This window comes from Mesorhizobium shangrilense (genome assembly GCF_040537815.1).
Taxonomy (GTDB): domain Bacteria; phylum Pseudomonadota; class Alphaproteobacteria; order Rhizobiales; family Rhizobiaceae; genus Mesorhizobium; species Mesorhizobium shangrilense.
This window is the reverse complement of the sequence record NZ_JBEWSZ010000001.1, coordinates 324,684-344,222: the sequence shown is the minus strand read 5'-3', so window position 1 is coordinate 344,222 and position 19,539 is coordinate 324,684. Positions and strand designations below refer to the sequence as shown.

The 19,539-nt window shown below is 62.3% G+C and carries 20 protein-coding genes; 15 read left to right on the top strand and 5 right to left on the bottom strand.

All coding sequences use genetic code 11. The annotated features are described in order from the left end of the window. The first annotated feature begins 101 nt into the window (after nt 1–101). Together ABVQ20_RS01910 and ABVQ20_RS01905 are read left to right on the top strand one after the other, a co-directional pair. The gene (locus ABVQ20_RS01910) at nt 102–482 is read left to right on the top strand and encodes a nuclear transport factor 2 family protein (protein ID WP_354457810.1); all 381 of its coding nucleotides are present in this window, start codon (nt 102–104) and stop codon (nt 480–482) included. Then, the gene (locus ABVQ20_RS01905) at nt 461–1,081 is read left to right on the top strand and encodes a DNA-3-methyladenine glycosylase (protein WP_354457809.1); all 621 of its coding nucleotides are present in this window, start codon (nt 461–463) and stop codon (nt 1,079–1,081) included. Before ABVQ20_RS01910 ends, ABVQ20_RS01905 begins: the two co-directional genes overlap by 22 nt. A gap of 160 nt (nt 1,082–1,241) precedes the next feature. Here the strand turns inward: ABVQ20_RS01905 and ABVQ20_RS01900 are convergent, their stop codons facing one another. Then, on the bottom strand, nt 1,242–1,550 hold the full coding sequence (locus ABVQ20_RS01900) for a GlsB/YeaQ/YmgE family stress response membrane protein (RefSeq protein ID WP_354457808.1): 309 nt from the start codon (nt 1,548–1,550) through the stop codon (nt 1,242–1,244). Nucleotides 1,551–2,704: 1,154 nt separating this feature from the next. Between ABVQ20_RS01900 and ABVQ20_RS01895 the strand changes: the two genes are divergently transcribed. Next, nucleotides 2,705–2,935: a hypothetical protein gene (locus tag ABVQ20_RS01895; protein WP_354457807.1), complete on the top strand. Its 231-nt coding sequence runs from the start codon at nt 2,705–2,707 to the stop codon at nt 2,933–2,935. Between the two features lie 117 nt (nt 2,936–3,052). On the opposite strand, the gene ABVQ20_RS01890 is transcribed toward ABVQ20_RS01895, so the two are convergent. The 4 genes from ABVQ20_RS01890 to ABVQ20_RS01875 all read right to left on the bottom strand — a co-directional run bounded on the left by ABVQ20_RS01890 (nt 3,053) and on the right by ABVQ20_RS01875 (nt 6,686). Beyond that, the gene (locus tag ABVQ20_RS01890; protein ID WP_354457806.1) at nt 3,053–3,376 is read right to left on the bottom strand and encodes a sensor histidine kinase; all 324 of its coding nucleotides are present in this window, start codon (nt 3,374–3,376) and stop codon (nt 3,053–3,055) included. Nucleotides 3,377–3,407: 31 nt separating this feature from the next. Further along, nucleotides 3,408–4,088 (bottom strand): histidine kinase dimerization/phosphoacceptor domain -containing protein, encoded by a 681-nt coding sequence (locus ABVQ20_RS01885; RefSeq protein WP_354457805.1) that lies wholly within the window; start codon nt 4,086–4,088, stop codon nt 3,408–3,410. Nucleotides 4,089–5,044: 956 nt separating this feature from the next. Then, complete coding sequence (locus tag ABVQ20_RS01880; RefSeq protein WP_354457804.1) at nt 5,045–5,272, bottom strand: hypothetical protein; 228 nt, start codon at nt 5,270–5,272, stop codon at nt 5,045–5,047. A gap of 526 nt (nt 5,273–5,798) precedes the next feature. Then, a complete protein-coding gene (locus ABVQ20_RS01875; RefSeq protein ID WP_354457803.1) occupies nt 5,799–6,686 on the bottom strand; it encodes an SDR family oxidoreductase in 888 nt (295 codons plus the stop codon). Between the two features lie 91 nt (nt 6,687–6,777). Here ABVQ20_RS01875 and ABVQ20_RS01870 point away from each other — a divergent pair, with 91 nt between their 5' ends. From ABVQ20_RS01870 to ABVQ20_RS01815, 12 genes are all read left to right on the top strand, one after another. Continuing rightward, entirely contained in the window at nt 6,778–7,623 is an 846-nt protein-coding gene (locus ABVQ20_RS01870) for a helix-turn-helix transcriptional regulator (protein ID WP_354457802.1), read from the top strand. Nucleotides 7,624–7,765: 142 nt separating this feature from the next. Further along, nucleotides 7,766–8,767, top strand: coding sequence for a hypothetical protein (locus ABVQ20_RS01865; protein ID WP_354457801.1), 1,002 nt, complete (start codon nt 7,766–7,768; stop codon nt 8,765–8,767). 150 nt (nt 8,768–8,917) lie between these two features. Continuing rightward, nucleotides 8,918–10,510, top strand: coding sequence for an ABC-F family ATP-binding cassette domain-containing protein (locus ABVQ20_RS01860; RefSeq protein WP_354457800.1), 1,593 nt, complete (start codon nt 8,918–8,920; stop codon nt 10,508–10,510). A 118-nt stretch (nt 10,511–10,628) separates the two neighbouring features. After that, a complete protein-coding gene (locus ABVQ20_RS01855) occupies nt 10,629–10,862 on the top strand; it encodes a hypothetical protein (protein ID WP_354457799.1) in 234 nt (77 codons plus the stop codon). A gap of 169 nt (nt 10,863–11,031) precedes the next feature. Further along, nucleotides 11,032–12,399, top strand: a complete 1,368-nt coding sequence (locus tag ABVQ20_RS01850) for a class I SAM-dependent methyltransferase (RefSeq protein WP_354457798.1) — start codon at nt 11,032–11,034, stop codon at nt 12,397–12,399. A gap of 10 nt (nt 12,400–12,409) precedes the next feature. Beyond that, a complete protein-coding gene (locus tag ABVQ20_RS01845) occupies nt 12,410–13,405 on the top strand; it encodes a glycosyltransferase family 2 protein (protein ID WP_354457797.1) in 996 nt (331 codons plus the stop codon). A gap of 204 nt (nt 13,406–13,609) precedes the next feature. After that, the gene (locus ABVQ20_RS01840) at nt 13,610–14,725 is read left to right on the top strand and encodes a calcium:cation antiporter (protein ID WP_354457796.1); all 1,116 of its coding nucleotides are present in this window, start codon (nt 13,610–13,612) and stop codon (nt 14,723–14,725) included. Nucleotides 14,726–15,006: 281 nt separating this feature from the next. Further along, entirely contained in the window at nt 15,007–15,888 is an 882-nt protein-coding gene (locus ABVQ20_RS01835) for a metal ABC transporter solute-binding protein, Zn/Mn family (protein ID WP_354457795.1), read from the top strand. Continuing rightward, nucleotides 15,885–16,679 (top strand): metal ABC transporter ATP-binding protein, encoded by a 795-nt coding sequence (locus ABVQ20_RS01830; RefSeq protein ID WP_354457794.1) that lies wholly within the window; start codon nt 15,885–15,887, stop codon nt 16,677–16,679. The genes ABVQ20_RS01835 and ABVQ20_RS01830 overlap by 4 nt, the downstream gene beginning before the upstream one ends. Further along, on the top strand, nt 16,663–17,514 hold the full coding sequence (locus tag ABVQ20_RS01825; RefSeq protein ID WP_354457793.1) for a metal ABC transporter permease: 852 nt from the start codon (nt 16,663–16,665) through the stop codon (nt 17,512–17,514). The genes ABVQ20_RS01830 and ABVQ20_RS01825 overlap by 17 nt, the downstream gene beginning before the upstream one ends. Nucleotides 17,515–17,550: 36 nt before the next feature. Continuing rightward, the gene (locus ABVQ20_RS01820) at nt 17,551–17,784 is read left to right on the top strand and encodes a hypothetical protein (RefSeq protein ID WP_354457792.1); all 234 of its coding nucleotides are present in this window, start codon (nt 17,551–17,553) and stop codon (nt 17,782–17,784) included. A gap of 130 nt (nt 17,785–17,914) precedes the next feature. Then, nucleotides 17,915–19,513: a putative bifunctional diguanylate cyclase/phosphodiesterase gene (locus tag ABVQ20_RS01815; RefSeq protein WP_354457791.1), complete on the top strand. Its 1,599-nt coding sequence runs from the start codon at nt 17,915–17,917 to the stop codon at nt 19,511–19,513. The last annotated feature ends 26 nt before the right edge of the window (nt 19,514–19,539 follow it).

The window sequence follows — 19,539 nt, the reverse complement described above, 5'->3', positions numbered from 1 at the left end:
CGCTCTCATCGATGATCCACGAACCATCCGCCCCGCCGCCCTCTGGCAGGCCCGCGCAAGGACGACATATGGTAGGACATCCAGAGCGAAGGAGGTTCGGCATGGACGAGAGGGAGATCAGGGCGGCGCTCGACCGCCACTGGGCGGCCTCCGACAGGGATGACTTCGAGGCGGAGCACGAGATCTATCGGGAGGACGCGGTGCTCGACTATCCGCAATCGGGCGAGCGTATCCGCGGGCGGCACAACATCCAGCAGTCCCGCGCCGCGCAGCCGAACCGCAAGCGCTTCACCGTGCGGCGCATCGTCGGCGCCGGCGACCTCTGGATCACCGAATATGTGCTGACCTATGACGGGCTCCCATCCTACACGGTGAGCATCATGGAATTCGTCGACGGCAAGGTGACCCGCGAGACCCAGTATTTCGGCGATCCCTTCGAGCCGGGCCCGTCGCGCGCGCAATGGGTCGAGCGGATTCCGTGAACGACAGGAATCCCCCGATCGCCCGCGCCGAGCTGCCGGATGATACCGCCGCGCTTGCCCGCTTTCTCATCGGCAAGCTGGTGGTCCGGCAATTGCCCGAAGGCAGGGCCAGCGGCCGCATCGTCGAGACCGAGGCCTATGTCGTCGGCGACGCCGCCGGCCACGGTTTTCGCGGCATGACGCCGCGCAACCGTTCGCTGTTTCTCGAGCGCGGCCACGCCTATGTCTATCGCGCCTATGGCGTCTCCTGGATGCTGAACGTCTCCAGCGAAGCGGCGGGGACCGGCACCGGCGTGCTGATCCGGGCGCTCGAGCCGCTCGAAGGCATCGGGCTCATGCAGCACAATCGCGGCAATGAGCGCCTGCGCGACCTGGCGCGAGGACCAGGACGGCTGGCCATGGCGCTGCGGATCGACCGCTCGCTCGACGGCCTCGATCTCTGCCGGCAAGGCCCCCTATGGCTCGCCCACGACGACCGGGAACGAGGCGAGATCGGCCAGAGCATCAGGATCGGCATTTCGAAGGACGCGGACCGCCCCTTGCGGTTTTATCTCAGGGGCAGCCCGTTCGTCAGCGGTCCGGCCTCGCTCAGCAAATAAAGGCCAGCCACCGTTACCGAGGGCACAAAGGTCCGCCATCCGCGAAGGCGAACGCCGCGAAGCGCGCACCGATGCGACGGTGCGCGGGGCATTGTGCGACCGAGGTTGTGCGAAAACGCGGTCGCGCCCGTCGTCGGGATCATGGGTACGCAATACCGGGCTACCACCACCGACGACCAAATCGACCACTCGATCCGCCACCAAAACGACCGCCTCCGGCAACGAGCCGAATGATGAGGAGAAGTACAATCGCGCCGACGGTGGCGTTGACGATCAAGCCGATCGTTCCGCTCCCAAGATGGATGCCTAAGCGAGGCAGCAGCCAGTCACCGATGAACGCGCCGATGATCCCGATTGCTATGTCCCCGATCAGACCAAAGCCGGCCCCCCGCACGATCTTCCCGGCCAACCATCCGGCAACTAGGCCGACTACCAATATGACAATGATACTCTCGTTCGACAGATGCATGGTGATCCTCCCAGGCGCGCTTTTTCACTGTGCGATACTGTGCGATAGCGCCCGTACACGAAACACGAGCGCCGCCGACAGGTCGATTCAGGCAAGGACGAAGCCCGCCAAAACGACCGTAATGATAAGCGAGACGGGTACGGCAAGAAGCCAACGAGCCTCCGAAATACTATTGTGCCGAGTGCCCACTGGCTCACGCCTCCCGATATTTTTTTGCTCGGCACTATATCGGGAATGAGGGACCACGTGCTCCGATTGGCTCGACGATCCTCACCGCTTAGTACCAGCGTCCACGACCGTAGAAGCCGCCGCCGCCTAGCAGCAAAACAATAAGAACGATGACTAGAATTGTGGTGATATCCATATGCGCCTCCTCTGAGTGCGCCCGACCGTGAAGGCCGCTCGCCGCTCTTGCCTGGGCAAGGCCCAATGCCTGTGACTTGATCTAGATTAACGTGCCGCAGAGCATTCTTGTTCCAGTGGAACTATCTGAAATACGGATATTCTTTCGTGCTCGTGTGCGTTTCATTGGCAAGGGAGAGAAACCAGGCAAACACTCCTGTTCGCCGTACCGCCGAGCCCGGTTGACGCAACCCGCTGATAGATCAACGCATGAATCGCAAATCACAAAACCGGACGAAGCTCGATCTTTTCGATTTCCTGGCGGGATTATTCTGAAACGCCTCGATTGCGATTTGCCGTTTGGCAGGCAGCCAGACTTGCGACTTGGAAGCTGCCATCTCGATCACGTCAACGAATTCGATCAGCTCGAGGTTGCCCGACCTGGAGGAAGCGGCCGTAAGTCATAGACGCCAGTTGAGATGGAACCGAATAGGCAACCAGAGAGTTTAGCCGGCTGACTAGACCCTCCAAGCTTCTGGTCATTGAAGAGCCCGCTCTCCTCGCAAGGGAGGGCGGGCTCTTCTGCGATTCCAAGACAGCGAAACTCAAGCAATATCACTCCAACTGGGCGATAACTGCCGCGCCGCGCTACCTGCCAGGGGCACTCCAAAGAAGGAAGCGGGTTCTGCGCCAACAAGAAACAGGTACAGGGAATACGGATGCTTGCAAACTCGTTGAAGCTGTCAGGAGTGACACCGATCGATCCGATTCCGTGACGCTCAAACCGACCTGCACAAAAAGGAAATGAAACCATGGAGAAGTCCCTCCTTTCCGCCCTTGGTCTTACGTTCGCGCTCGCTGTCTCGATGCCGATCCTGGGCGTCAGCATCGCCAACGCCGCTATGCAGCAGGCCCCCGCGGCAACGACCGCGACCACCGGCCAGCCAGCCTCGGATGCTATGGCGACGAAGCACGCCAAGAAACACATCAAGAAGCATAAGAAGCACGTCACGAAGCACACGATGGCCAAGAAGGCCTATTAAGGCGCTCTCTGTACGTCCTGGTTTTTGAGAAAGCCGCTCTGGCTTAAATTTGGTTGGAGCGACCTTTTCGATTCCGCGCGCCAGGGTTCTTCGCGCATCAGCCGTGGCGAGGAGCTCTTACGAAGGGGCAGAACTTTCATTTCCGGCGAGAACGGTGAGAGGCAGCCGGACGATGAAGGTTGTCCCGGTGCCGGCCGATGCCTTGGCAAGTGTTCCCCCGAACTGGTGGGCGAAAGCATCGATGAACCGCGATCCCATGCCTGTTTCGGCGCTGGTCGGATTCATGCCGATGCCGTTGTCCTCGACGGTAAGGGTGACCTCGCCATCACGCCGCTGGAAGCCCAGAGTGATACGGCCCGCCCCTTTTGGAAACGCGTATTTGATCGCATTGGTCGCAAGTTCGTTGACCATCAGGCCGAGCGGAACAGCATGATCGGCCACGATCGTGAGCGGTTCCGCGTCGACGGCGATCTCAATGCCGGAATTCGCACCAAGAAGACTTGAGCGAATGCTCGACGCGATGCCCTCCAGGGTAGGTCTCGATTTCGACCGGCCCGAAGGCACTCGATTTGGCGATTACGTCGTAGAGTTCGGCGACCGCGCTGATGCGTGCCTGCATGGCGCGATAGCCTTCCACGCACGGGTCAGCCGCCCGCCGGAGCTCGTAGCTCACAAAGGACGAGATGACCTGCAGGCTGTTCTTGATCCGGTGTGCCAATTCGGCGGCCAGAACATTCCGGTGACGGTCAAACAGCGTTTCCTTGGTCGCATCCTCGAAGACGAGGAGAAGCTGAGTGCCCAGGTTGCCTGGAACCTGTATCTTGCGGGCGTACAGTTTGAAGATGCGATGTCCGAGCAGCGGAAATTCGTCCTCGAGCAGGAAGTCGTCGAATGGCCGATCGTCAGGCACGACGTGGTCGAGTAAAGCGTGCAGCGCCGCGACATCCCACTGGCCCTGCTTCAGGTCTTCGAGACGCTTCCCAACAACATCTTCCGCGCTGTCCCCGAACATAAGAACGAAGTTCCGGCTTGCGGTGACGATCCGCATGTCGGAATCCAGAATGACACGAGGATCCCGCACCGTATCGGCGATGGTCTGGCCCAGGCGCAGATTGATCTTTGCCTTGCGTTGTTCATTGCGCAGTTCCGTCACGTCGTCGATCGTCAGGAGAAAGAAATCGAAGCTGATTTCGGGCGGTGAACCTTGCGGGCGTTAAGAAGCATCGTCTTCGGACCCACATCCGGGAAAACGTGCTCGACCTCGTAAGCCTCAACGGTGGTTTTCCATATCAGTGCTTGCGGGATTGGGATAGCTTGCCCCACGGGCAAAAAGCGCGAGACCTCATTGCGCCCACGTCCAAATGATGCTGTCCAGAATGTTGCGTCCAAGCGCCCGGCCAACGCAGATAAAAGAGCTGAAAAACTGCAGCCATCGCCGCCCAAGCTCGCCTTAGCAAAGGGTTAGCCTGATGATTTCAGCACAAAGGGCGTGGCCGGCGCCGGACGCGCTAACCGCGCTGTCTGGCGTTAGGTCCTGGCGAGCTTTCCGACGGGTTTGCAGCCAATTTGGCGAATCGCCGATCTCTTAGCCAGAGGGACTTCCGCCTCATTCTCGCCAGCAGCTCATCGCGATCGCGATCATCAGCGGTCCCTCGGCCATGCGTCGCAGCAATCACATAGTCGGCTCTGTTCGTCCGATAGTCTTCTTTTTGCACAGACATCGTTTCCTCCCAGTCTACAGCCTTTCCCCTCCTTTGGCCTGAGGGGGATTAGCTGCCGGCGCATCACGCGAGTCTACCAATTGGAGATTGTATCAAAACGACACACTCCGCAGTAGCGCCTACATTTCGTTGTTTTCGATGATGCCGGCCTCGTCCGCCGGCTTGCCATCGAGCGCCGGCGACTTCCTGGAGACAACTCCAATTGCGTAGCGCAGTACCGGTGGAGCCTGCCGAACCTCGCCAGGCCATAGAAAGCTGGTAGCCCGCTGGTTCCCGGCCGGCGGTCTCTTCGCATTTCTGGCTCGGCCGGTCTCATCAAAGACCCGTGCCAGAATTCATAGTCGTCTTGTCGGCCATCTCGGCGCGTGGCGGCCTGAGCCGAATGCGATCAGTAACCGTTGTTGATCACGACCGCATGCTTATGGTGGCGACGCCCTGAATCGTAGAACGCCTGCCGATCGTGATGGCGATGATGCAGGCGCTGTCCATTATCGTTGATGATTCTTTCAACATGATGGTGGCGGTGGTGATGACCAGAAGAAATGATCACTTCCGCCGATTGGGCAGGAACAGCAAATAAAAGCGCCAAAGCGCTGGAAATAACAATCATCTTCATAGGTTGTTTTCCTTGAGATCTTTGAGCGGTAGGCATAGTTCAACGCACCCTTGATCGATAGGTTCCTCCGATAAAACCCCGACACCGACAATCACCCCTACGACCTCCACGATCTTGCCAACAAGCACGGCATGCCACTCAGTTCGGCAGAAGTTGTTTTGCCGACGAACGGTTCATCTCGCTCGAATTCCATCGACGGCGGGTGCCAAGCCGGAACTGATCGGCACCGCCCGGCAGTGCGACCGTGATCACGGTGCGGGCATTAGAGGAGGGAAACCCACTTTGTGCCAGAGCGGCGGATCGGCATCAGCAAGCTGCCGTTGGGTCATCACAGGGAAGCCTACATCCGCCTTGTAGCACAACGCCGCTCGTGGCGAGGGCACCAGCGACGTCCTCTTTTGAGCGCCGACAGAACCACCGTAAACGACCGAGGTTGGGCGCAAAGCTGGCGTCGGCACCGGGAGATCCCGGTGCCGAGCAGGCTCAGCGATGTTACGGACGAGCGCACCGTGCAAACCACCCCCCATCACACCCGCAACTGCTCCAGATCCTCAATCAATCCTGGTCCGGTCGGCTGCCATCCCAGCGTCTTGCGCGTTTGTTCGCTTGAGGCGGGCATGTCGCGGCTGGCGAACATGGCCAGCCAGCCGAAGAACGTCTGCGCCTCTTCCGGGGCAATGGATTTGACCGGCAGTTTCAGGCGCCGGCCGATGGCTTCGGCGACATCGCGCATCGGCACGCCCTCCTCCCCGACCGCGTGATACCTGGCGTTCGGCTCGGCCTTTTCGACCGCCAGCCTGTAGAGGCTGGCGACGTCGAGGACATAGGCAGCCGGCCAGCGGTTGAGCCCGTCGCCGATGTAAGCGCACACACCTTTTTCGCGGTACAGGCCGATCGCGGGCGTGATGAGGCCCTGCGTGACGGGATCGTGGACCTGCGGCAGCCTGACCACCGAGACGTTGACACCGGTCGCGGCGACCTCGACGGCCGCTTCTTCCGAGGCCGCCCGGGGGTGAACGTCGGCACCGACGGTCGCGTTGCCTTCCCTGGCCGGCTCGCCGGGCACCGTGTTGGCGATCGGCGTGCCGGAGGTCACGAGCAAGGGCCGGTCGGAACCGGCGAGAGCCGAGCCCAATGCGCGAATGACACGCCGGTCATCCTCGCAATTGGCAACGAAATTCGCGAAATTGTGGTTGAAGGCCAAGTGTATGACGCTATCCGACCGGGCCGCACCGCTCCTGAGGCTCTCCTCATCCTCGATCGATCCGCGATGGACCTCGGCGCCGGTGGCGGCCAGGGCCGCCGCCTTGTCCTCCGAGCGACAGAGGCCGAGCACCTGATGGCCGGCCGCGATCAAATCCTTGACGACGGCCGAGCCGATGTTTCCGGTGGCGCCGGTTACAAATACACGCATGAGCAGGTCTCCTTCTTCGTTGGAGACACATATGCGTCGCTGGTATATCCTGGTAAAGTAGTGACCTTATCGGGGTATAATCACTAACTGGATGAGTGGACGCATGGCGAACGGAAACATGCTGGGCACCTATCTCAGGGATCGCCGGGCCAAGCTCGACCCGACCGCCTTCGGCCTGTCCCAGGCGCGTCGCCGCACGCCGGGCCTGCGCCGCGAGGAGGTGGCGCAGCGCGCCAATATCAGCCCGACCTGGTACACATGGCTGGAGCAAGGGCGTGGCGGCGCGCCCTCGGCCGATGTGCTCGACCGGATTTCGCGCGCGCTGATGCTGACCGATGTCGAGCGCGAACATCTCTTCCTGCTTGGCCTCGGCCGCCCGCCGGAGGCGCGCTACAGGACGGAAGGCGTCACGCCACGGCTGCAGCGCGTACTCGACGCCCTGGAGCCAAGCCCCGCTTTGATCAGGACCGCCGCATGGGACATCGTCGCATGGAACCGGGCGGCGACCGTGATGCTGCACGATTACGGATCGCTGCCACCGGAGCAGCGCAACATCCTGCGCTTCATGTTCCTCGATCCGCGCGCCCGCGCCGCGCAACATGACTGGGAAAGCGTCGCGCGCTTCATCGTCGGCGCGTTCAGGATGGAAGCGGCACGTGCGGGCGCGGCCACAGCGGTGGAACCTCTTGTCGATGAACTCAGCCGGCTCAGCCCTGAATTCAAGGCGATGTGGCGCGACAACGACGTCCCCGCCACCCATGGCGAGGGCGTCAAGCACATACGCCACCCGCTTCTCGGCCCAATCGCCTTTGAATATTCGGCGTTCGCGGTCGATGGCCGCCTCGATCTCAGCATGGTCGTCTACAATCCGGTGAAACAGGAAGACTCCGACAGGATCAGGTCGCTGATGGCGCCACGCAAAGCCGGATCGGCGTGATCGCGGATACCTGCGTCTTCCAGCGGCTTCCTGCAGCGCCCGCTAAACAAGATGTGTTTCGCCGATTGATGCGCGGCCATTTATGATGGATGCCCGGTGACAACACCGAATCGCTGACGGCATTGGCAGGAGAATTGATCGGGTGCGGCTGAGATCTATCCCCTTGGGGTTCGTCACCATCCTCGGCCTGCTCGTGGTGGTCATCGGCCTGACGGCGTCGGCGCGGTCGTTCGCCGCGCTGCAGCCGGGCATTCCGGCTTGGCTGAAGGGCCATGTCGGCGACGGCGAGGACCAGATTTCGCAGGTGGTGCTGGAGCGGGCGCGCGCGCTCTACCAGCGCAAGGTGAGTGAAGGCGCGGTCAGGAACCCCTGCTACTTCGCCATGGACGCCACGCGCCCCAGCGACCTCGGCAACGGCGTGCTCGGGCACCGCTATTACATCATCTGCGAGGCCAACCAGTCGTTTCGCGCGGTGGCGGCGGGGCATGGCGCCGGACGCAATCTGAAGGGCGTCGTCAACTTCGCCAATGGCAGGGAATGCTCCAAGAACTTCGGCAACGCCATGGATTCCGAGCTGACCGCCGGCGGCGCCTACATGACCAGCGATACCAAGACCTCGTTCAAGGGCTATTACCGCGTCGGCGCCAAGCAAAACGCGGTGTTCATGCGCACCTTCGTGCAGTTCGACGGCGAAGGCGAAACCGCCAACGCCAGGAAGCGGGTGATCGGCGGGCACCCGGCCCAGGTGCTGAAAGGGCTGTGCATGCGCAAGGATCCGGCCAGCCCCTATGCCAACCATGACGGTTTCGTTCCGGCGGGCACGCTGGTGACTTACGCCGGCGGCCGCAGCAATGGCTGCACCAGCTGGACGCCGCAGGACGCCCAGCTGATCATCCCGCTGATGAAGGACAAGCCGACGACGCTCTACATCTATCCTGAATCGCGCGACATCGCCGCCGTCGCGAAAGCCGCGGCGGGCGGCCATGCGCTGGCGGGCACCGGCCTGTACTGGAACGCGGCCTGCCTGAAGCAGATCGGCACGCCGAAATTCTGGCCGAAGGAAACGCTGGAGCCGGTCATCGCCAAATACAAGGCGGACCATCCCGCGCCGCCACCGCAGCCCTTGCCGATCTGCAAGGAGTAACGCTCTCCCCTGCCCGGCTGGCAGACCTTGATTTCAGGACGCGGCCGGCCTAGCTGACAGCCATCGGACATTTCGACAGGATTCTTGCCGCCATGGATTTCACCCCAAACGCAACGCCCGCCCGCCTTGCCTCCTGGGGAATTCATATCCATGCCTGCTTCGATCGTCCTCTCCGACCTCTCCATTTCAACGCCTGACGGCCGCCCGCTCCTCTCGAACATCAACCTGAGTTTCGGCGCCGGGCGCACCGGCCTCGTTGGACGCAACGGCATCGGCAAGACCACGCTGCTTGCGCTGATGGCCGGCGAGCGCGCGCAGCAATCCGGCATGATTTCGGTCCATGGCAGCGTCGGCCTGCTGCGCCAGAGCGTGCAGGTGGCGCAAGGCATGGCCATCGCCGATCTGTTTGGCGCGCGCGAGGCGCTCGGCACGCTGCGCCGTGCCGAGCAGGGCACGGCAACACTTGAGGAACTCGCCAAGGCCGACTGGACGCTGGAGGCGCGCATCGCCTCTGCGCTTGGCCGCGCCGGGCTCGACGTGTCCCCGGAGACGCCGCTGGCGGCACTGTCGGGCGGGCAAACGACGCGCGCCCGGCTTGCCGCGCTGGTCTTCGCCGAACCTGACTTCCTGCTCCTGGACGAGCCCACCAACAACCTCGACAGCGCCGGGCGCGACACGGTGATCGGGCTCATCGCCGAATGGCCGGGCGGCGCCATCATCGTCAGCCATGACCGCGAGCTGCTCGAGACGGTCGACGCCATCGTCGAGCTGACATCGCTCGGCGTCAGCAGCTATGGCGGCAATTGGAGCCGCTATCGCGAGCGCAAAGCCCTGGAACTCACCGCCGCCCAGCGCGATCTTGCCGATGCCGAACAGCGCGTGGCCGACATCGACCGCAAGACGCAGGACATGGCCGAACGCAAGGCGCGCAAGGATGGCGCCGGCCAGCGCAAGCGCGCCAAAGGCGACATGCCGCGCATCCTTGCCGGCGCCCGCAAGGACCGCAGCCAGGACAGTGGCGGCGAGGCCGCGCGGCTTGGCGAGCGCCGCCGCGCACAGGCGCAGGACGCGGCCGCCTCGGCGCGCCAGCGCATCGAAATCCTGCAGCCCTTCTCGGTCAGGCTCGCCGCCACCGGCCTGCCGGCCGGACGGATGGTGCTGGTTCTCGAAGGGGTCAGCGGCGGCCACGAGCCGGGCCGGCCGATCCTGCACGACCTGTCCTTTTCCATCACCGGGCCGGAACGTATCGCCGTCACCGGTCCCAACGGTTCGGGCAAGACGACGCTGCTGAAGCTTGCCAGCGGAGAGCTGCTTCCATGGACGGGCACGGTGCGCGGCCCGACGGACTTTGCCATGTTCGATCAAGCGGTCAGCCTGCTCGAACCGTCGGCCTCGATCCTCGACAATTTCCGCCGCATCAATCCCTCGGCCGACACCAATGCCTGCCGGGCAGCCCTTGCGCGCTTCATGTTCCGCGCCGACGCTGCGCTGCAGACGGTCTCGAGCCTGAGTGGCGGGCAATTGCTGCGCGCTGGCCTGGCCTGCGTGCTGGGCGGACCGACGCCACCCGCGCTGCTGATCCTCGACGAGCCGACCAATCACCTCGATATCGCGTCCATCGAGGCGGTCGAAGCCGGATTGCGCGCCTATGACGGCGCCCTGCTGGTCGTCAGCCACGATGCGGCCTTCCTGGACGCCATCGGTATTTCACGCAGGCTCGATCTCGGCGGGCCGCAAACTTGAGGGGATGGTTCGAGGTCTGGAACCGGCACCCGGGTCATTTTGGGCTGGCGCCGGACGATTTCCTTTGGCAGCGAGATGGTCTAGGCTCCCCGCGCGGCAGCCAACACGGAGTTCCCTGATGGAAGCGAGCGAGATGCAGGCGATCGGCGATACGCTGATGCGGATCGTCACCCCAGACATGACGCCCAAGCAGCTCATCAAGGCGGCCAGGAAAGTGCACCCCAACGCATCCAAGAAGGACATTGCCAGGGCAGCGTTCTTCTCGATCATCGCCAACGCGGATCAGGACATCGGCAAGGCCAGGAATTTGCAGGCCTTTGCCCTTGCGGAGCGCACGCAGGCGGCTGAATAGCCGCTGCTCAAGGCATCCCGCCATGCGCGCCCCTGTTTCGAACAGGAAGGGCCAAGATTTCCCAGACAAGCCGAACATGAGATCGTAGAGGGCTGATGCGCATCTTGATCGTTGCGGCAATGAAACAAACCGTTTGAACATGGCATGCTTACCCGAAGCACTGACGACGATGCCTGAGAACAACACCATCGACTTCGACCGCGCGCTCGCCGCGGCGGAATTCGTCTGCCCGGCATGTCGCGATTCCAACCTCAAAGCGAGGGTTTTGCGCGTAGACGCAATGTCGCTTTATCGATGCGGCCAATGTGCATCACTGATCTATGATCCGTTCCCGTCGATAGATTACACCGCACACACCAGCCCGCTCGGCATTCGCAACTACGTTGAAATGAGCGCGTCCATCGACACCGTTGCAAGAAACATCCTCAGGGTTGTTCCCGACGGCAGCATTGGCCGCATCCTCGACATCGGTTGTGGGTTTGGCTTCGCTCTGGATGCCGTTCGAACCATTGCCGGATGGGAGGCGATGGGATTTGAGCCGTCGCAATATGGTGGCTCGGGACGAGATCAACTTGGTCTCGATATCATCCGTGACTTCGCGCCGTTGAACCCCAATCCGCACTGTCTGTACAATGTGGTGCACTGTTCGGAGGTCATCGAGCACATCCACGACCCCGCGGCTTTCCTCGCAATTCTGACATCCTATCTGTCTGAGGACGGCGTGATCGTTCTCACCACGCCCAATCCCGAGCGGATCAATCCCACGACCGCGCGAAGCACCCTTTTGGCGCTTCTGTCACCCGGTGCCCACACGATTCTGTTTAGCGACGAAGCGCTTACGCGGCTTTTCGAAGAGGCTGGCCTGACATTTGTCGCAGTGGACAAAAGTGCCGACAGCACATTGTTCTACGCATCGCGCAGGCCGATCGAGTTCCAGACTGCCGAAGGGTGGCAGGGCAAGATCCTGTTCTACCTCAAGGCAGCTCTTTCCCGAGCTCAGCCCGGTTCATCATTGGCCGTCGGTCTCCGTTATCGCCTGTTTCGCGCAGCCATCGATCACGGCATGTACGAGATTGCGGAGCAGAGTTTCGACCCGATCCTTGCCGACGCTCGGCCCAGAGTGGACGATATAAGCTCGTTGACACAATTTGCCGGCCGGTGGCCCCTCTGCATTGCGGCTTCCACATACTATCGCGGGATGCTGTTGCTGATCCACAGGGGCGACTATATGGACGCAGCCGAGCATCTCCATGCCGCGCATCTGCTGTGCGCAAAGAAAATAGAGATCGACCCCGCGACGGCTGGAGTCGAAGCCGATCTTGTCTGGCGGGCCAAGTATCACGAGGCGCTTTCTCTGGAAAATTCCGGTCAACATCGCAAGGCCATGTCCGCTCTCGATGCAATAGACGGCCGACGCCTGGCAGAGGTTCCGCAAGACCTGGAGGCTGGCATCGCAGAACTTCGGAAAACGATTGAAGCTTCGCAGCCAGTATTGAATGCAGCGAGCGCCTCCTTTTTCCGAAATCTGCACAACTAGGCGAAACTCGATGGCTCAATCGATTGCTGCATGCATACCGCTTTACAACGGTCAGAAATTCATTCGAACTTCGCTGAAAAGCGTCCTCGGGCAAAGCCGCCAGCCAGATGAGGTGATGGTCGTGGATGACGGCTCCACCGACAACGGGGCTGACATAGCGAGGGAGATAACCAGGGGCGACGATCGTATCAAGGTCCTGACAAAACAAAACGGCGGTCAGTCATCGGCCCGCAACCTGGCTGTGAAAAGCTGCGACAGCGATCTCATCGCGTTTCTTGACCAGGACGATTGGTGGTACCCAAGACATCTCGAGACGCTGGAAGCTGCCACAGGGTCGGAACCCCAGGTTGGCCCATTCGGATGGGTCTACAGTGACCTCGACGAGTATAGCAGCGACGGACACCTCGTGGTCCGCGAAATGATCAAACGACTTGGGTCGGAGCACCCGAAGAGAACAATCTATAGCTGCCTGAGCCAGAATATGTACGTCCTTCCTTCCGCATCCCTGATCTCACGCGAGGCCTTTGAGGCCGTTGGCGGATTTGACGAAAACCTGTCAGGCTACGAGGATGACGATCTCTTCCTGCGTTTATTCAGAGCGGGGTATACCAACACATTCGTCGGCGAGGCTCTATCCGCCTGGCGTATCCACAGCGCATCCGCTTCCTACAGTACAAGAATGGCGAAATCGGCGTTGATATATGCCGACAAGCTCCTTGATGCATTTCCCGACGACATTGCCCTGGCCCGCTACTATTCCAGGGATTTGATAACGCCGCGATTTTTTCACACCGCGGCCGGCACCTATCGCATGGCTGGACGAAAAGGGAGCATCGAGCTGGCATCGGACGCACTCGCACTCATGGACAGGCTTACACCCACCATGAGATTCAGGCTTTGGTTGATCATGCGCACGATCCGGCCATTGCTTGGCAACCGCTTCTCCGCGAAGTTGGCGTCTACGGATCTTGCATATGGATTTGTACGGCGACTGGCCGCGATCTAGAGCATGACCCCGAGCGCCATTGCCATGGGCCCTGGCCGTCCCCAGTCTTGTTTCGCGCGGCATCCCGACATGCACGCCCCTGTTTCGAACAGTGGGCCAAGATTTTCCCGGACAAGCCGAGGTTGAGCTTGTAGAGGGCTACAGTGCATTGTGGTCGTCGCGGCAATGCCGCCATGCGCGCGAAAATCACGGAGAAGCCAGCCGATGTCCGGACACAGTCACGATTCCATCCCGACCTGGACCTGGGTGGCGCCGGTGCTGGCCGCCGGTTTGCTGGCTCTCAAATTCACCAGCATCGTCCCCTCGGACGCGACATTGGTGCTTGTTCTCGCCGCCGCACTGCTTGGCTCGGCGGTTTTCGCGGCCGTCCACCATGCGGAGGTCCTGGCGCTGAAACTGGGCGAACCGTTTGGCTCGATCCTGCTGGCGGTGGCGGTAACGGTGATCGAGGTCGCGTTGATCGTCTCGATCATGCTCACGAGCGCGCCGGGCAGCGACGTGGTGGCGCGTGACACTGTCTTTGCCGCCGTGATGATCGTGCTCAACGGCGTCGCCGGCCTTTGCCTGATCATGGGCGGAAGGCGGCATTTCGAGCAGACATTCCAGTTGCAGGGCGCATCATCGGCGCTGGCCGTGCTTGGCACGCTCGCCACATTGGCGTTGATCCTCCCGAACTACACGCTGGCGGCGTCCGGGCCGTCCTTTTCCAACTTGCAGGTGGTCTTTGTCGGCATGGCGGCGCTGGTGCTGTGGGGCGTTTTCGTGTTCGTGCAGACCGTGAAGCACCGCGACTACTTTCTCGACACGCCGGCAGAGGCCGATCCGACAGACGAGGATGTGGAAGCTTCGCCGGAGAAGCCAAGCGGCCGGATCGCCTTGTTCAGCCTCGGCCTGCTGCTGGTCTCGCTGGTGGCGGTCGTGTTGCTGGCCAAGGTCCTGTCCTACCCGCTGGACAAGGGCATTGCCGCCGCCGGGCTGCCGCAAGCCTTCGTCGGCGTGATCATTGCCGCGATCGTGCTTTTGCCGGAAGGCATGGCGGCCGCGAAGTCGGCGGTCAGGAACCAACTGCAGAACAGCATCAACCTGGCGCTGGGATCGGCGATCGCCTCGATCGGGCTGACCATCCCGACCGTCGCGATCGTGTCGCTGGTGCTCAAGCAGAACCTAGTGCTCGGCGTTTCGCCCACCAATATCACCTTGCTGGTGCTGACGCTTTTCGTCAGCACGCTGACGCTGGGCACCGGCCGCACCACGGTGCTGCAAGGCGCGATCCACCTCGTGATCTTCGCCGTCTTCCTGCTGGTCTCGGCGGTGCCCTGATCGGCGGCGTCCTGGGGTTTGGCCGAGGCCTCCGCTGTACGAATACCCCCCTCCTTACGCCCTCTCCACAAGAGGCCCTTGCGGTGGGGTCCCTCTTCGCAAGAATCTATTTGCCATCCCGGAGACCATCGCCGCCCGTTAAGCGCTTCACGGCTTCGTGTGCGCATGCCTGCGCCGGCCCTCGCATGCGCCACATTTCGACCACATATGTTATAGTATTACATAACAACAGTGGGTGATTTCCCCGCGCACGCAACTTCCCGATTGCTGAGGAGACCAGAATGCGTTCCGTTCCATTGCTGGCGGCACTGCTCGTTGCAGCGCCGCTGTTGGCTGGCAATGCCGCCAGGACCGACGAGAAGATAAACATCGTTGCCGCCGAAAATTTCTATGGCGATCTCGCCCGCCAGATCGGCGGCGGCCATGTCGAGGTCACCAGCATCCTCTCCAATCCCGACGATGATCCGCATCTGTTCGAGACCAGCCCTTCGACGGCGCGCAACATCGCCGATGCAAAAGTCATCATCTACAACGGCGCCGACTACGATCCGTGGATGGACAAGCTGCTGTCGGCCTCGACGAAGCCCGACCACACCACCATCGTGGCCGCCGACCTGATCGGCAAGAAATCGGGCGACAATCCGCACCTCTGGTACAATCCGGCGACGCTGCCCGCCGTCGCCAAGGCGCTGGCTGACGATCTTTCCCGGCGCGACCCCGCCAATTCAGCGCATTACCAGGCCAATCTGAAGAGTTTCCAGATGTCGCTGCAGGCGATCGACAAGGAGATCACCGACGTCAAGAAGACTTATGCGGGCATTGAGGTGACAGCCACTGAGCCGGTCTTCGGCTATATGGCCGAGGCGCTTGGCCTGAAAATGCTGAACTATGATTTCCAGGTGACGGTGATGAACAATGCCGAGCCGAGCCCGACCCAGGTGACGGCGTTCGAGAACAGCCTGAAGGATGGTTCGGCGAAAATCCTGTTCTACAATTCGCAGGTGACCGACGAAGCAACGGCCCGCCTGCTCGAGATCGCCAAGCAGAACAAGGTCACCGTCATCGGCGTCACCGAGACGGAGCCGGCGGGCAAGACGATCCAGACCTGGTTCGGCGGCCAGCTCGACGAGGTGCAGAAAGCGCTGGCTGCCCGCACCCAATGAGCGCCGTCGCCTTCGAGCGGGTCACACTGGGCTATGGGGGGCGTCGGGTTCTCGCCGACGTTTCCTTCTCCATACCGCAGGGCGCCTTTGTCGGCCTGCTCGGCGCCAATGGCGCCGGCAAGACGACGATGCTGCGCGCGATCCTCGGCCTTGTCGGGCCGGCCAGCGGAGCGATCTCCGTGCTCGGCCGGCCGCCGACGCGCGGCAACCCGACCATCGGCTACATGCCGCAGGCGCGCCGCGCCCTGCCCCATCCCGGCATCAGCGGCATCGATTTCGTGCTCACCGCCGCCGGCGGTCATCGCTGGGGTTGGCCGGTCGCCACCGCCGCCGAGAAGGAAGCCGCTTGGAAGGCACTGGAGGAGGTCGGCGCCGCCGACCTTGCCCGGCGTCCGCTGGCGGAACTTTCCGGCGGCGAGCGCCAGCGCATCCTGATTGCCCAGGCCCTGATCGGCGATCCCAAGCTGCTGCTGCTCGACGAGCCGCTGATCAGCCTCGACGCCGCGCACCAGCGCGTCATCATCGATCTCGTCCACGAGGTCGCGGAACGGCTCGGCATCGCCGTTCTGTTCTGCTCGCATGAGATCAACCCGCTCATGCGCGCCGTCGACCGCGTGCTCTATCTCGGCAACGGCAAGGCGGCGATCGGCAGCGTCGACGAGGTCATCAACGGCCCCGTCCTGTCGCGGCTTTACGGCACGCCCATCACCGTGATGCGGGTGGCGGGCAGGATCTTCGTCATGGCGGACGATATCGAACTGGAGGGCGCCGCACATGTCCACGATGTTTGACTATGAGTTCATGCGCAACGCCTTCTATGCCTGCACGGTGGTCGGCATCGTCTGCGGCGCGGTCGGCTATTTCCTGGTGCTGCGCGGCCAGACCTTTGCCGGCCACGCGCTCACCCATGTCGGCTTTCCCGGCGCCACGGGAGCCGGCCTCATTGGCCTGTCGCCGTTTTTCGGCCTGACCGTGTTCACCGTCATCGCCGGTATCGGCATCGGCCTGCTCGGCGAGCGTGCGCATCGCGATGTCGCCATCGGCATCGTGCTTACGTTGTCGCTTGGCCTTGGCCTGCTGTTCCTGCATTTCTACACCGCCTTCGCCGGGCAGGCGGCGAATGTGCTGTTCGGCAATGTGCTGGGCATCAGCCCGTGCACCGTTATCATCCTCGCCATGATGGGCGCTGCCATCCTGGTCGTGCAGGTGGCGATCGCCCGGCCGCTGCTGTTCGCCAGCCTGCAGCCGGAACTCGCCGAGGCGCGTGGCGTGCCGATCACCCTGGTCTCGACCCTGTTCATGACCCTCGTCGCCCTCACCGCGGCGGAAGCAGCCCAGATCGTCGGCGTGCTGCTGGTCTTCGCGCTGATGGTGGCCCCGGCAGCAACCGCCTTCAAGCTGACGCGCGGCGTGCTTGCCGGCATACTGGTGTCCATGGCGCTGGCCGTCGCCATCGCCTGGATCAGCCTTGCGCTCGCCTACCGGACCGACTGGCCGACAAGCTTCTGGATCACCGCGCTGGGAGCCACCGCCTATCTGGCAAGCGGGTACGCCGGGCGCTCCCGCCATGTTCCGGTGAAAGCCGCCACGCATTCACCTCAATCATCTCATTTGTCTGAGAAATAACTTGAGCTGCCGGGGCGGCCAACATGGAGTTCCCGTATGGATGCAACAGAGATGCAGGCGATCGGCGACACGCTGATGCGCCTCGTCAGCCCCGACATGACGCCCAAGCAGCTCATCAAGGCGGCAAGGAAGGAGCACCCGGCAGCATCCAAGAAGGACATCGCCAGGGCGGCCTTCTTCTCGATCATTTCGAACGCGGATCAGGATATCGGCAAGGTACGGAATTTGCAGGCCTTCGCCCTGGCGGAGCGCACGCTGGCATCCGAATAATTCCCGCGCGCAATCCACCAATTGGGCATCGCCGGGGCTGCCACTACGGGCAGTTCCGCCCCGTCCTGCCCACCCGCGTCCGGAATTTGTTAATCGGTTGCGTCCATTCTCAGCCAAAGAGGATTGAGCAATGCGGCTTCGACTGCCGGAACGGCGGCATCTGGCTTCGGCCATCCATGATCAGCGGCGCGCGGCCATCGACACGATCGCGATCGTGGGTGGCCTGCTGCTGGTATTCTGCGTGGCCCAGGCTTTTGACGCCCACGCCTTGCTTCAAGACATCGATCACAGGCTCGATTTCTATTCGGACTCGCTATTCGATGAGATCGTCCTGGCTGTATTGCTGGGTTTCGTCGGCCTCATCCTCTTCGGCGTGCGGCGGCTTCAGGAGATGCGCCGCGAGATCAAGGCGCGCCAGCACGCCGAGGACAGGGCAAAAGATCTTGCGCTCGCCGATGCCCTGACCGGCCTTCCCAACCGGCGCCAGTTCGGGAATCGGCTTCTGGCATCGCTTGGCGGCACCACCAGCAATGACAGCCTCGCGCTGATGATGATCGACCTCGATCGCTTCAAGCCGGTCAACGACGTTTTCGGCCATGGCGTCGGCGACAAGGTGTTGATCGCATTCGCCCGGCGCGCCTCGGCGATCGTCGGCAGTGGCGCCATGCTCGCCCGCTTCGGCGGCGACGAATTCGCCCTGTTTCTGCCAGCAACGGATACCGATGAGCCGGCGCGCGTCGCCCGCAGGCTGCTTGCGCTGTTCGAGCGGCCGTTCGACATCGACGACGTGCAGGTGACACTCGGCGCCTCGATCGGCATCTCCATGGCGCCGCAGGATGCGACGGATCCGGAGGAGCTTTTGCGGCGCGCCGACATTGCCCTCTACCGGGCCAAGATGAACGGACGCGGCAATTTCTGCTTCTTCGAGGCCGACATGGATGCCCAGGTGCAGAAGCGCGCCAGGATCGAACGCGATCTGCGCAAGGCGATCGCCGACGGTACGGTGCGGCCGCACTACCAGCCGATCGTCGACCTGAAGTCGGGCGTGATCATCGGCTTCGAGGCGCTGGCGCGCTGGGATCATCCGGAATTCGGACAGCTGGAGCCGGAGCAGTTCATCGGCATCGCCGAGGATGGCGGGCTGATCATCCCGCTGTCGGCCCATCTGTTGCGGATCGCCGCGCGCGATGCCACCCAGTGGCCTGTTGACACCAAGCTTTGTTTCAACATTTCCCGGGTGCAGCTTGCCGATCCGCTGATGGTGCTGCGCATCCTGCAGATCCTCGGCGAAACCGGCCTCAGCCCGACACGGCTTGAGGTCGAGATCAGCGAGCAGGTGCTGGTCGGCGACATCGTTGCCGCCAAGGAAGCGTTCGCGGCCTTCCATACGGCGGGCGTGCGCATTGCGCTCGACGATTTCGGAACCGGCAATTCCAGCCTCCAGCATCTGCGCACGTGTCATTTCGACCGCCTGAAAATCGATCGCTCGTTTGTCATGTCGATGGCCGGCTCCGAAGAGGCGACGTCGCTGGTCAACGCCATTCTTGGCCTGTCCAAGGCGCTCGGCCTGCCCGTGACCGCCGAAGGCATCGAAGACGAAGCGCTGATCTCACCGCTTTACGAAGGCGGCTGCTCCGAGGGACAGGGGTTCCGCTTCAGCGAAGCCGTGCCGCAGGAAGAGGCGATCCGGCTGCTTGGTCAAAGAGCAACGGCCCGAGCCTCGGCCTAAGGCAGGCGTGGACCGATGACTTCGCT